Genomic DNA, 12,234 nt, shown 5'->3' with positions numbered 1-12,234 from the left:
AGGTCCTCGCTGATCACCAGAGGTCGCCACATCGAAAATGCCCTGTCAAGGCGGAAAAGCTGCCTTGACAGGGCATTTTCGATGTGGCAAGGCTGCGCCTGATCAGCGAGGACCTCCCCACCCCTGGCCCTTCGGATGCTTGGGATTATTCGGCTGCCGGTTTGTGCTCGGGGGCCGCGCCCGGTCGGCAGTGCGAGGGTTGGGAGTGCGGCGGGCGCTCCTTCTTTTGGTTCCCGCCGGTTTGGTTGGTGCTCCCTTGTACCTGCCGGTTTTCGCTGGGCTCTCTTGGTACCTGCCGGTTTCGGCGGCGCTCTTGGTGCCCGCCGGTTGGCTGGTGCTCTCTTGGTTCGCGCCGGTTTTGGCGGTGCTCGCTTGGTATCTGCCGGTTTGGTGGTGGGTTGCTTGGTGTGTTGTTGGCTTCGCTTCGCTCGCGGGGTCCACGCCGCGCCGCAGAAGTGCGGGCTTTCGCACACCGGATTCATGGCTGAGGCCGCTTCGCGGCCCGGGATTGTCGGTGCTGGTTGGGAGCATGGATCGGGGGGTTCTCCGCACCAGGGGACGCCTGCGTGAGCGCGGCCAGCGCTCGCGAGTGGCGGGCCGCGAGGGGGCCGAGGGGTGTGTCGCCTCGGGCAGATGGTGGGCGCCGCGACGGGTGCGTGAGCTGGTGAGGTCGGCGGTCAAGCCCAGACCAGGCAGGCCGAAACCAGCAGGTCATCGAACCGACACCACGGTTTGGCGGCGCATTGCCCAGGTGAGAACGGGTGCGTGTCGCCCCGCACAACGAGCCCGGTGCCCGACCCCCCAGGCCCGCACCTGCCCACGCCAAGGGCGCGCATCAACCCAGCCAGGCGAACCCGCCGAGCGGCGCGCCCGTCACTCCTTGGTGCGGCGGTGCCCGCGCTCAGCGGCCAGGAGCTCGTCCACGGAAGCCGACCCGCGCTGGTACCGGGCTGCGATCTCCGCGTTCAGGGCGTCCACGACGACCTGCACCTCGCGCCGCCGGATGGACACCGAGGCCTCCTCGGCGATGAACGTCTCCAGCGTCTCGCCGAGCTTGGAGTCAGTCAGTGAGGACACGTCGGACAGGTCGACGTCGGAGACCAGGGCCTCGACGTGGCGCTGGTGCGCGTCAGCCCGTGAGGGCTCGTGGGTCTGGTACCGGCCTAGGCCGGTTGCCGGGCCCACCGCGTTCGTGGAGAGGATCGTCGCCAGCTGATCCACCACCGCCGAACCGCCTTCGCTGCGGCGCTTGACCTCCGCGCGCACGATGTCGATCCGCGCGTGCAACAGGCGTCGCAGGTAGGACAGGTCGGTCTCTTCCTGCGCGGCCTCGTCGCGTAGTTCGCGCACCTCGACGAGCGGGCGCTGTTCGACGCCCTCCGTGTAGTCGGGGGCGAGCACCCGGTCAATTCGGCGGCGCCCGCCAGGACGCACCTCGATCACGTGTCCATCCTGCGGTAGATGTCGGTCACCCGCCAACACATCCCTGCTTCCAAAGTTGTCTCAAATGTGCACACCGAGGAGCTTCCGCGCTTCATCTGGGTGGAGAGGCGGGCGCTGGGCGATCTTCGCCAGGCCCGCTGCACGTGCCACTAGCTGTGCGTTGTCCCGAACTGGCACACCGCGCGAGTAGCTGATGGTGTCTTCCATGCCGACCCGGAGGTGTCCGCCCGCACCCAGAGCGGTGAACATCACCGGGAGCGTCGTCCGGCCGATCCCAGTGGCTGAGAACGTCGAACCGGGCGGCAGCGCGGCCAGCGCGGCGGTCAGCGTGGGGGCGTCGCCCGGCATTCCGCCCGGCACGCCCATCACGAAGTCGACGTGCACGTGGCCGCCCGCGGGCAGGCCGTGCGCGTCGAGCAGTCTGCGCAGCGACGCCAGCTGGCCGATGTCGAAGATCTCGTACTCGGGGACGATGCCCCGCTCCTGCATGTCCTTGTGCAGGGCGACGATGAACTCCCAGCGGTTCATGAAGACGTCGTCGCCGAAGTTCACCGTGCCCATCGTGCAGGACGCCGAGTCGGGCATGGCCTCCAGAACGCGCAGGCGGTCCGCTTCCGGGTCGTGCACCGAGCCGCCGGTCGACAGCTGGACCACCAGGTTCGTCTCCGCGCGCAACGCGGCCACGGTCTCGCGGAGCAGCCCGAGGTCGAGCGACGGGCGGGCGTCCGCGCCGCGGATGTGCACGTGGATCATCCCCGCGCCGACCTGCTCGCAGGTCCGCGCCGTCGACACCAGCTCGTCCAGCGTGACCGGGAGCTGCGGGACGTCGGCCTTGTCGTGCTCCGCCCCGGTGGGGGCGACCGTGATCAGCGTGCCTGGTGAGGACATGCCGCGATCCTAGGACTACTGCCGCAGGTTCCGAACGGCCTCGCGACCCAGTCCGGGCGTCTCGGGTGGCACCGAGTCCGGGTCCACCTTCGCCTGAACGAGCCGGTCCTCGGCACCCGTCATGAGCTCCGACTCCACCGCTACCGAGCGCTTGACCAGCGCCAACGCGATCGGGCCCAGCTCGTGGTGCAGCGCGACGCTGCCCACCCGGCCGACCGTCCTGCCGTCCAGCGTGACCGGGTCACCGGTCTCCGGCTGCACCTCGGGAGAACCATCCAGGTGGAGTAGGAGCATCCGGCGTGGCGGACGCCCGACGTTGTGCACCTTCGCGACCGTCTCCTGGCCGCGGTAGCACCCCTTGTTGAGGTGCACGGCGCGCTTGATCAGGTTGATCTCGTGCGGGATCGTGCGCTCGTCCGTGTCGATGCCGAGCCGGGGCTGCAGCGACTCCACCCGCAGCGCCTCGAACGCCCAGCTGCCCGCGGGACGCGCGCCCGCGTCGGTCAGCCGCTGCCACCAGCCGGCCAGCGAGGCGCGGGGAACCAACAGGTCGACGGCGTCGTGACCGGGCCACGGCATGCGCCGCACGAACCCGGAGTCCAGCGGAAGCACCGCCGACGGCTTGCCGGGAACGGGCACGTCCAGCTTGGTCAGCAGGTCGGCGACGTCCGGCCCGACCAGCGTGAGCAGCGCGAACTCGGCCGTCGCGTCACGCGGCTCGACCTTCGACCAGAACACCATCTTCTGCAGGTAGGCCAGCAGCTCGTCGACGCGTTCGACGTCGAGGAACACCGTCCCGTTCGTGTGGGCGACGACCATGTGGTGCTCGACCCGGCCCTGCGCGTCGAGGATCAGCGCCTCGGTGCCCGCGTCGTCACCGAGCTCGGTGAAGTGCTGGCTGGTCAGGTTGTGCAGCCACGTCAGCCGGTCGTCGCCGGGCACCGCGATGATCCCGCGGTGCGAGCGGTCGACCACGGCGACCGACCTGGCGGCCGACCGCTGCTCGGCGAACGGGTCGCCGTAGTGCCAGGCGACGCCCTGGTCGGGCAGGTCGTCGGGCGGTGCGACGGCACCGGGGCTGGCGAGCAGCGGCGAGTTCACTCGGTCTCCTGGTTCAGGCAGTCGCGGCAGGTACCGGACAAAGCTAGATGGCTGGCATCCAGTTCGAACCCGTCGCGGTCCCGCAGTGTTCCGACCAACCCGTCGAGCAGCTCCCGCGGAATCTCGTCGATCCGCCCGCAGACGTGGCACACGAGGTGCACGTGCTGGTGCTCGTCGACCGAGTAGCTGGGTGCGCCGTGCCCGAGGTGGGTGTGCCTGACCAGGCCGAGCCGGTCCAGCAGGTCCAGCGTGCGGTAGATGGTGGTGATGTTCACCGTCGGCGCCGTGTCCTGCACCCGCTGGCAGATCTGCTCGGGTGTGGCGTGAGCGAGCTCTCGCACCGCGTCCAGCACCAGCTGACGCTGGGGCGTCATGCGCATCCCGCGCTCGTGCAACGTCTTGCGCAGGCCTCTTGCGGTCTCCACTGCCGCAATGTTAGTAGGCTCACGCACATGCGCGTGCTCGCACTGCTCGACGGAACCCTGGCCGACCCCGAATCGTCGCTGATCCGCATCGACGATCTCGGTCTCCTCCGCGGAGACGGCGTCTTCGAGACGATTCTCGTGGTGGACGGCAAGCCCCGCGAACTCACCCCGCACCTCGACCGGCTGGACCGGTCGGCGGCGATGCTGGACATGCCGACACCGCCGCGCGCGGCGTTCGAGCGCGCGGTCGAGCTCGTGCTGGGCAACTGGACCGGTTCCTCCGAGCTGGCGCTGAAGCTCGTCTACACGCGCGGCGTCGAGGGCGGCGACGGCACGCCGACCGGCTTCGCGCTGGGCGCGGCGATCGCGCCGAAGGTGCTCCAGCAGCGCGCGGACGGTCTTGCGGCCGTCACGCTGGACCGCGGCATCGAGCCCGGTCTCGCAGAACGAGCGCCGTGGCTGCTGCTCGGAGCCAAGTCGCTGTCTTACGCCGTCAACATGGCGGCGCTGCGCGAGGCCGAGCGCCGCGGCGCGTCCGAGGTCGTCTTCACGACGTCCGGCGGCAGCGTGCTCGAGGGCCCGACGTCCACCGCGATCCTGGTCCGCGGCCGCACGCTCGTGACGCCGCCCGCCGCGCTGGGCATCCTGCCCGGCACGACGCAGGCCGCCCTGTTCCGCGCCGCCGAGCGCCAGGGGTGGACGGTCCGCGTCGAGCCGATCGCGGTCGACGACCTCTACTCGGCCGACGGCCTGTTCCTGGTGTCCAGCGTCCGCAAGATCACCCGCGTGCACACGCTGGACGGCAAGCAGCTGCCCGACTCGTCGGCGCTGCTCAGCGAGCTCCAGGGTCTGTACGAGTCGGAGTACTGACACCGGCGCGGTAGACCGCCCGGACGTCCAGCAACGCACGGAGATCGCGCACCGGGTCGCCGCCGACCGCCAGCAGGTCGGCGTCGAACCCGGTGGCGATCCGGCCCTTGCGGTCGGCCACCCGGCAGAACTCCGCAGCGGCGGTGGTCGCCGCCTGCAGGGCCTCGGTGTTCGTGTGCCCGATCAGCGCGGCGAACTCGATCACGCCGTGCGGCAGGCAGTCGTGCGGCTTGAACCGGCCGACGCCCGCGTCGGACGAGCACACCAGCCGCACGCCCTCACGCCGCATGCGCGCGAAGTTCTCCCGCACCGTCAGGTGGATCGGCGAGTACTCCGCCGGCAGCCGGGCTGAGGTCGTGCTCACGACCACCCCGGACTCGGCCATCGCCGCGACGACCGTCCAGTCCGGCGCGAACTCGCGGCCCTTGATGAAGAACGCGTGCTCGATCCCGTCGACAGCGGCCCGCACGGCGTGCGCGATCCCACCGGCACCATGAGCGTGCGCGGTGACCGGCAGGCCCGCCTCGTGCGCGGCCTCCACGACCGCCCGCAACGCCGCCAGGTCGTACTGCGACTCGTCCGGCCGGAAGCCCGGCGTCATCGTGCCGCCGGTCGCCATCACCTTGATCACGTCCGCGCCGCTCGCCACCCGGTCCGCCACAGCCTTGCGCAGCTCGGCGACGTCGTCCGCCTCACCGCCGAGGAACCAGCAGTGCCCGCCGCGCCGGGTCAGCGGCGCGCCGGCCGCGAGGATCTCCGGGCCGGGCGAGGTCTCCCGCAGCCGCAGGGCGAGCCCGTTGCGGTCGCCGAGGTCGCGGACCGTCGTGATGCCCGCGCGCAACGCCCGCCGCGCGTTCTCACCCATGAGCCGCAGCAGCTCCTCGTCGTCAGCGGCCTGGATCTGGTCGATGACGCTGTCCGCGGCGGAGTCGAACGCCAGGTGCACGTGCGAGTCGATCAAGCCGGGCATGATCGTCACATCACCGAGGTCGACCACGTCGAGATCGGCGGACGGACGCGCCCCCGACAGGTCCAGGCCGGCGATCCGGGTGCCGTCGACCAGCACCAGCGGATGACCGGAGTGCAGCACCTCACCGTCGAAAACGCGCGCAGCGCGAAGCCCCCACATGATCCCCATTCTGGCGGGGATCACGCGGGGGCGCCGCGACTGGAGCTACTGCAAGTCGTTGTGCACGGCGCTCATCAGAGTGCCGGTGTCACCGGACATCTCCCAGATCATCGCGCCGAGCAGGCCCTTGCTCTTCAGCCACGCGGTCTTGCGGGCGATCGACCACGTGTCGTCGAACGTCCACCACTCGCCGCCGTTGCCCTGGAAGCAGTACGTGGCCCCGGCCTGTTCGTCGTGGTGGACGGTGCAGTTCGGCACGGACGCGACCAGGTTCGAGTAACCCCGCGTGCCCGCCTCCTCGGCGAACTGGCCGTTCGCCGCACCCTGCGCCGCCTGCCACTCGCCGTTCTTGCCGCCGGCCGTGACGCCCTTCCAGCCGCGTCCGTAGAACGCGAGCCCGATGGTGAGCTTGCGCGGGTTGATCCCGGCGTCGAGGTACTTCTGGATCGCGATCTCGTCGCTGAAGTGGAACGGGTACGGGTCGTCCACGTCGGTGACGAGGTTGCCGGCGTGACCGGTCCGGTTCGGCTCCCACGAGTTGTCGCTGCCCGCGCCGTGGAAGTCGTAACCCTGGACGTTGAAGATGTCCAGCGCCTGCCCGACCGGTGCCAGCTCCCAGCCCGCGTCGACCTTCGCCGGGTCGGCGGGCGTGAACGCGGTCAGCTGGTAGCGCTTGCCGGTCGTGGCGCCCAGCGCGTCGAGCTGACGCCGGAACTCCTGGATCAGCAACGTGTTGTTGCGCTTGTCGTTCGGCGACACGTGGTTGCCGGCGTGGCCTTCCGCGCCTGGCCACTCCCAGTCGAGGTCGATGCCGTCGAAGATGCCCGCCGCGGTGCCCGGACCGCCCGCGCCGTTGTACGTCGGCAGGTTGCCCTTGATGTAGACGTCCAGGCACGACGTCACGAACTTCTTGCGCGCCGCGTCGGTGGACGCGACGTCCGAGAAGTACTTCGAGTACGTCCAGCCGCCGAGCGAGATCAGCACCTTGAGGTGCGGGTGCTTGGCCTTGAGCTTCTTGAGCTGGTTGTAGTTGCCGCGCAACGACTCCCAGCCGCTGTCCGCGACGCCGTCGACGGACTGCCCGGCGCTCATCGGCCTGCTGTAGTCGGCTTCCGCGTCACCCGCGCCGTCGCCCTGGTTCGGGTCCTGCGGGTTCGGCGACGTGCCCTTCGTGACGCCCTGCAGGCACGTCAGGTTGACCGGGTCGATGTTGGCGAACGCGTAGTTGATGTGCGTGAGCCGCGCGGCCGCACCGGTCGTGTCGATGTTGCGCACGAAGTACTGGCGGCCGTAGATGCCCCATTGCACGAAGTACCCGACCTTGGCGTAGCCGCCGACGATGTCGCTCGTCGTCACGGTCAGCGCCGCGCTCGCGGCGGACACGTTGTCGTACAGGTCGCGCGCCCGCACGGTGAACGTGTACGCGGTGGACGGAGCGAGCCCGCTGATCGTGGCCGTCGTGCCGGTGACCGTTGCGCGGACAGCGGTTCCGACGTAGACGTCGTAGTTCGCGACACCGCGGTTGTCGGTCGACGCGTTCCACGCGAGCGTCACGCTGCCCGCGTCCTTGCCGGTGCTGCGCAAGTTCCCCGGCGCGGTCGGCGGCTGCGTGTCGTCAGCCGGGTTGTTGGTCGTGACGGACAGCGCGGTGCTCGCTGCGGACAGGGTTCCCCTGGTGTCCTTGGCCTTCACCGTGAACGTGTACGCGGTGTTGGGGTTGAGCCCGGTGACGGTCGCGCTCGTGGTCGTGACCGACGCGGCCACCGCCGAGCCGTTGTAGACCTCGTACCCGGCGACGGGGAGCGAACCCGGTGAGGAGGCGTTCCAGGTCAGCGACACCGTTCTGGTCGTCTTCACCGGCGAGGCCAGGCCACCCGGCGCGGACGGCGGGGTGTCGGGCGAGCCGTCGCAGTTGACGTTGTTGACCCGGCAGGTCACCGGTTCCACCGCCGAGCTCAGCGTGAACGTCGGGCTGTACGGCTCGGTCGAGCCGCGCGCGGCGACGGTCTTGTTGTAGAACGCCGGGATCAGCGTCACCTGCGTGCCGTTCTGGGTGAGCGACCCGTGCTGCGCGCCGCTGGCCGTCACGCCGGACGGCAGCGTGAAGACGATCGACCAGTCGGCCAGCGCGCTGTCGGTGTTGTTGTTCACCACGAACTTCGCGGTGGTGCCGCTGAGCGAGAAGCTCGCGCTGACCGGTGCGGCCGGTGGCGGCGGGTCGCCGCTGCCGTCGCAGTTCGCGCCGTTGATCGTGCAGGCCGTCGGATCACCCGCCGCGCTGAGGGTGAACGTCGGGCTGTACGGCTCGGTGTTCCTGCCCGGCTGGATCGTGTTGATGTAGTAGGCGGGCGTCAGCGTGACGCGGTTGCCGGTGCGCGTCGTCGTGGCGTTCTGGACGTTGCTGACGGTCGTGCCGGCGGGCAGGTCGAACTTGATGCTCCAGCCGGTCACCGCGGTCGTGCCCGAGTTGGCGACGACGAACTTTCCCGTGTTGCCGATGCGGGAGTAGGTGGCGGTGAGCCCTGGCGCGGCCTGAGCGGGCACGGCCAGGGCCAGTGCGGCGACCAAGACGGTGAGGAGTGCAGGGATTCGGCGCATGCGGAACTCCAGGTGGGTAGAGGTCCGCGGCGGCCTGCTCCAGACGCTAGGTGGTCTGGACCACTGCGTCAATGCGCCGGTTGATTGACGGTTTGCGGTGCTTCACGAACAGGAACACCAGCAGCGCCAGGCCGAGCCACACGTAGCTGTTGCCGACGACGTGCTGCCACCACGACCAGCGCAGTTCCTGGTCGCCGGTGTTCGGCAGCAGCCAGTGCGGGCCGATCGCGAACACGATCGCGGCGGGGATGAGCGCCTTGCGGGCGTGGGCGTACAACAGGATCAGCGCCGGCCCGATCCACACCCAGTGGTGCGACCACGAGACCGGCGAGACGAGCAGTCCGGCCGTCGCGACCGCCAGCAGCGCGGCCAGCTCGTCGCCGTCGCGGCGGGTGCGGGCGACCACGAACCAGGTGAGCGCGACGACCGCGAGGCACAGCAGTGCCCACAGCGGCTTGTCGATGCCGAGCCGGAAGAGCAGGCCCTTCAGCGACTGGTTGCCGGTGTAGGCGAGGCCGCCGACGCGGCCGGGGTCGAGCATCGAGTGCAGCCAGAACTGTGCGGTGTCCTTGGGCGCCAGCGCCCAGCCGATCACGGCGCACCCGACGAAGGTCAGCACTGCGGTGACGGCGGGCTGCCACTGCCTGCGCGGCAGGAAGAACAGGATGAAGATCGCGGGCGTCAGCTTGATCGCCGCCGCGATGCCGATGAGCATGCCCCTCGGCCACGGCGTGCGCGGCAGCAGGCAGTCGAGCGCGACGAGTCCGATCAGCACCAGGTTGATCTGGCCGAGCTCCAGCGACTGCCGCACCGGTTCGAGCACGAGGCACCCGGAGGCGACGCCGAGCCCGATCACGATGGTGCGCTGCGGGATGTGCCACGCGGCGGCGAGGCAGGCGCTGCTGAACAGCAGCAGCCCGGCGATCGTCCAGAGCGCGACCGTCAGCCCCCACGGCAGCAGCGCGACCGCGCTGAACAGGATCGCCGCGAACGGCGGGTACGTGAACGGCAGGCCGAGCGGGCCGGGGAATCCGTCGAGGTACAGCGGCTTGTCGTTCAGCCACTGCTCGCCACCGACCTGGTAGACGCGCAGGTCGAGCAGTCCGCTGCCGTATCTGATCAGGACGATCGCCGTGACCGCGGCCACGACGAAGAGCCAGCAACGAACGACGATTTGAGCGCGCTTGCCCGTTTTCGGCAAGGCTCCGCCCGAAAAGCGGATCCCCATTGGTGTTCCCCCCAGCTAGAAGATCTCTACCTAATGTAGCCAGGAGGGGGGACCCTGTTTCATCCTTTTGACTGGTGTTGCATCAGCCGAGTGGTCTGAACCTCATTTTCGTGCCTGGACGGGCCTGTGCGATGTGAGGGAGATAACCGCCGGGCACCACGCCGATCACCGGATAACCGCCGGTCGTGGGGTGGTCGTTGAGGAAGATGACGGGCAGCCCGTTCGGCGGCACCTGCACGGCGCCAGTGACCATCCCCTCACTCGGCAGCTCGCCGACGATGCGGTCGAGCTTCGTCCCGTCGAGCCGCGCGCCCACCCGGTTGCTGCGGTCCGAGACCGTCCAGCGCCCGCCGTCGAGCTGCTTCGCCGGGTCGTCGAACCAGTCGTCGCGCGGGCCGAGCGTGATCGGGATGACGAGCTCGTGCGGGATCTGCACGGGTGGCACGACGTCCTCGCCGATGGGGATGCCAGGGGTGCCGAGCGGGAGCACTTGGTCCTTCTGGATCTGGGCGGGACCGATGCCGGACAGCAGGTCGGTCGAGCGGCTGCCCAGCTCGGCCGGGACGTCGATGCCGCCGGACACCGCGAGGTAGCTGCGCAGGCCGGTCTGCGGTGCGCCGATGGCGAGAACGTCGTCGGCGCGCAGGTGAACCGGGCTGTGCGAGTCGACCAGCCGCTCGTTGACGCGCACGTCCACGCTCGGCCCGGTGACCGCGATCGTGCACGACTCGTGCGCGCGGGCGTGGAACCCGCCGAGCAGCAACTCCAGGCCGGCCGCGTTCTCGGGGTTGCCGACGAGCCGGTTCGCGAGCTTGAGGGACGGTGCGTCGAGCGCACCCGACGGCGGCACGCCGAGATGGGCGTTGCCGGGCCTGCCGAGGTCCTGGACGAGTGCCTGCGGCCCGGTGGCGAGCACGGTCAGCTGCCTCACCCGGCCACCTCGAACCTCACCGTGTCGCCGGGCGCGAGCAGCGTCGGTGGGTCGGCACGCGGGTCGAACAACGTGATCTCGGTGCGCCCGATCAACCGCCAGCCGCCCGGCGTCGCACGCGGGTAGGCGGCGGTGAACTCGCCCGCGATGCCCACCGACCCGGCGGGGACCTTGGTGCGCGGCTCGTCCAGGCGCGGCTGCTGGAGCTCTTCCGGCAGGCCGGTGAGGTAGCCGAAGCCGGGGGCGAAGCCGCAGAACGCGACCTCGTAGGTCGCCCCGGTGTGCAGTTCGATCACCCGCTCGGGCGTGATCCGCGCCGTGTCCGCCACCAGCTGCAGGTCAGGTCCGTCGTAGTGGGTGGGGATGACGACCTCGCGGGTGCTGCTGGGGTGTTCCGCTGTGAGGTCGATGTTCTCGAGCGCTCGTCTGGCCTCGGTCAGCCCGCCGACGACCAGGACGGTGCGCGCGGCGGGGACCAGCTCGTCGATCTCGGGGATGCCTGCCAGCGCGGCGCGGACCGCCGCGACCTCGTGGATCGAGTCGACCTCGACCAGGAGCGCATCGGTCCCGCAGCGCCGCAGCAGCATGTGTCCACTCTACGTGGTATTGAAGGATTGTTGAACAATCCTGTCTTAGCTCGGCTCTGGCGTGGCTCTTTGGGGCGGTTCTGGCTCTGGCTCAGCTCAGCCGGCGATGCGCTTCAGGTGTGCCGAGGTGTGCGGCTGCATCGGCTGCCCGACCATGGCCCGCTCCTCGACGTACGCCAGGTCACCGTTGTTGACGATGCCGTACAGCCGCTGAGCAGCCGTGACGTCCTTCGCGGTCGCCGTGCGGATCACCGCGTCCGTGGAGAACTCCCACGACGTCTGGTTGCGCGGCTTGCCGTAGTACAACTCGAGCAGGCCCGTGTTGTGCGAGAGCAGCACCTCGATGGTGTCGTCAGGCTGCGGCCGCCAGAACCCGGTCTCCCGCGCGGCGGGCCGGATCACCTCACCCGCGTCGTTCAACAGCCACGACCGCGCCTCGTAGATGAGGAACGGCCGGCCGTCGTGCGCGAACGTGACCTGCTGCCCGAACTTGAACGGCCCGTCGATCGTCGGGTAGACGACCTCACCCTCACCACGCCACACGCCGACCAGCGGCAACACCGCCAGCAGCGCGTCGTGCAGGTTCGCGCCCATGCGGAGGTTCGCCGTGTCCCCCTGGACCGGCATGTCCTCGAACTGCGGCAGGTTGCGGGCACGCGTGGCCTCCGCGCGCTCCGCGGCTACGCGGACTGCCTCGTCTCCGCTACCGGGAACCGTCATCGCTGGTCTGAGTACAGGCGGTAGACCACGTAGCCGGCGAACCACGTGATCAGGAGCGTCACCACGACCAGGAGTCCTGTGAAGAAGTGTTCCACCGGACGAGAATATCTCCCCCTGTGCTGAGGGGCTGTGTCCGGTGGTGGAGGACACCTGTGTTCGCGTGCTTCTTTGCTGTGTGTGGGGTGGGGAGGTCCTCGCTGATCACCTCACGGTCGCCACATCGAAAATGCCTTGTCAAGGCGGAAAAGCTGCCTTGACGGGGACTTTTCGATGTGGCAAGGCTGCGCCTGATCAACGAGGCCCTCCCCACCCCT

The 12,234-nt window shown here is 69.7% G+C and carries 11 protein-coding genes; 1 reads left to right on the top strand and 10 read right to left on the bottom strand.

From position 1 onward, the window contains the following. Positions 1 to 873 precede the first annotated feature (873 nt). From FKR81_RS42615 to FKR81_RS42600, 4 genes are read right to left on the bottom strand one after another with little or no spacing between them, the layout of a single operon-like run. A complete protein-coding gene (locus tag FKR81_RS42615; protein WP_146361235.1) occupies positions 874 to 1,443 on the bottom strand; it encodes an RsiG family protein in 570 nt (189 codons plus the stop codon). A 60-nt stretch (positions 1,444 to 1,503) separates the two neighbouring features. After that, entirely contained in the window at positions 1,504 to 2,331 is an 828-nt protein-coding gene (locus tag FKR81_RS42610) for a BKACE family enzyme (protein ID WP_146361233.1), read from the bottom strand. 15 nt (positions 2,332 to 2,346) lie between these two features. Next, positions 2,347 to 3,432: a CAF17-like 4Fe-4S cluster assembly/insertion protein YgfZ gene (gene ygfZ, locus FKR81_RS42605; protein ID WP_146361231.1), complete on the bottom strand. Its 1,086-nt coding sequence runs from the start codon at positions 3,430 to 3,432 to the stop codon at positions 2,347 to 2,349. Continuing rightward, positions 3,429 to 3,812, bottom strand: a complete 384-nt coding sequence (locus FKR81_RS42600) for a Fur family transcriptional regulator (protein ID WP_146361236.1) — start codon at positions 3,810 to 3,812, stop codon at positions 3,429 to 3,431. Before FKR81_RS42600 ends, ygfZ begins: the two co-directional genes overlap by 4 nt. 72 nt (positions 3,813 to 3,884) lie before the next feature. On the opposite strand from FKR81_RS42600, the gene FKR81_RS42595 reads away from it, so the two are divergent. Further along, positions 3,885 to 4,727: an aminodeoxychorismate lyase gene (locus FKR81_RS42595; protein ID WP_146361229.1), complete on the top strand. Its 843-nt coding sequence runs from the start codon at positions 3,885 to 3,887 to the stop codon at positions 4,725 to 4,727. Here FKR81_RS42595 and FKR81_RS42590 read toward each other — a convergent pair. The 6 genes from FKR81_RS42590 to FKR81_RS42565 form a co-directional block, all read right to left on the bottom strand. Then, positions 4,690 to 5,856, bottom strand: coding sequence for a metal-dependent hydrolase family protein (locus FKR81_RS42590; protein ID WP_146361227.1), 1,167 nt, complete (start codon positions 5,854 to 5,856; stop codon positions 4,690 to 4,692). The genes FKR81_RS42595 and FKR81_RS42590 overlap by 38 nt on opposite strands. A gap of 45 nt (positions 5,857 to 5,901) precedes the next feature. After that, entirely contained in the window at positions 5,902 to 8,454 is a 2,553-nt protein-coding gene (locus FKR81_RS42585) for a glycosyl hydrolase family 18 protein (RefSeq protein ID WP_146361225.1), read from the bottom strand. Between the two features lie 46 nt (positions 8,455 to 8,500). Then, the gene (locus FKR81_RS42580; RefSeq protein WP_186763514.1) at positions 8,501 to 9,601 is read right to left on the bottom strand and encodes a glycosyltransferase 87 family protein; all 1,101 of its coding nucleotides are present in this window, start codon (positions 9,599 to 9,601) and stop codon (positions 8,501 to 8,503) included. A gap of 163 nt (positions 9,602 to 9,764) precedes the next feature. Continuing rightward, positions 9,765 to 10,613, bottom strand: coding sequence for a 5-oxoprolinase subunit C family protein (locus FKR81_RS42575; RefSeq protein ID WP_146361221.1), 849 nt, complete (start codon positions 10,611 to 10,613; stop codon positions 9,765 to 9,767). Then, the gene (gene pxpB / locus FKR81_RS42570; RefSeq protein WP_146361219.1) at positions 10,610 to 11,200 is read right to left on the bottom strand and encodes a 5-oxoprolinase subunit PxpB; all 591 of its coding nucleotides are present in this window, start codon (positions 11,198 to 11,200) and stop codon (positions 10,610 to 10,612) included. Before pxpB ends, FKR81_RS42575 begins: the two co-directional genes overlap by 4 nt. Positions 11,201 to 11,296: 96 nt before the next feature. Continuing rightward, positions 11,297 to 11,920 carry an FABP family protein gene (locus tag FKR81_RS42565; protein ID WP_146361218.1) on the bottom strand — a complete coding sequence of 208 codons (624 nt, stop codon included), beginning with the start codon at positions 11,918 to 11,920 and terminating at the stop codon, positions 11,297 to 11,299. Positions 11,921 to 12,234: the final 314 nt, after the last annotated feature.

This window comes from Lentzea tibetensis (assembly GCF_007845675.1).
GTDB classification, from domain to species: domain Bacteria; phylum Actinomycetota; class Actinomycetes; order Mycobacteriales; family Pseudonocardiaceae; genus Lentzea; species Lentzea tibetensis.
The sequence above is the reverse complement of the archived record's forward strand: the minus strand, read 5'-3'. Positions and strand labels throughout refer to the sequence as shown.

Excerpts from the sequence above, each read along its gene's own strand:
- FKR81_RS42610 (WP_146361233.1), bottom strand. The coding sequence starts at position 2,331 with ATGTCCTCACCAGGCACGCTGATCACGGTCGCCCCCACCGGGGCGGAG.
- FKR81_RS42600 (WP_146361236.1), bottom strand. The coding sequence starts at position 3,812 with ATGCGCATGACGCCCCAGCGTCAGCTGGTGCTGGACGCGGTGCGAGAG.
- FKR81_RS42595 (WP_146361229.1), top strand. The coding sequence starts at position 3,885 with ATGCGCGTGCTCGCACTGCTCGACGGAACCCTGGCCGACCCCGAATCG.
- FKR81_RS42590 (WP_146361227.1), bottom strand. The coding sequence starts at position 5,856 with ATGTGGGGGCTTCGCGCTGCGCGCGTTTTCGACGGTGAGGTGCTGCAC.
- FKR81_RS42585 (WP_146361225.1), bottom strand. The coding sequence starts at position 8,454 with ATGCGCCGAATCCCTGCACTCCTCACCGTCTTGGTCGCCGCACTGGCC.
- pxpB (WP_146361219.1), bottom strand. The coding sequence starts at position 11,200 with ATGCTGCTGCGGCGCTGCGGGACCGATGCGCTCCTGGTCGAGGTCGAC.
- FKR81_RS42565 (WP_146361218.1), bottom strand. The coding sequence starts at position 11,920 with ATGACGGTTCCCGGTAGCGGAGACGAGGCAGTCCGCGTAGCCGCGGAG.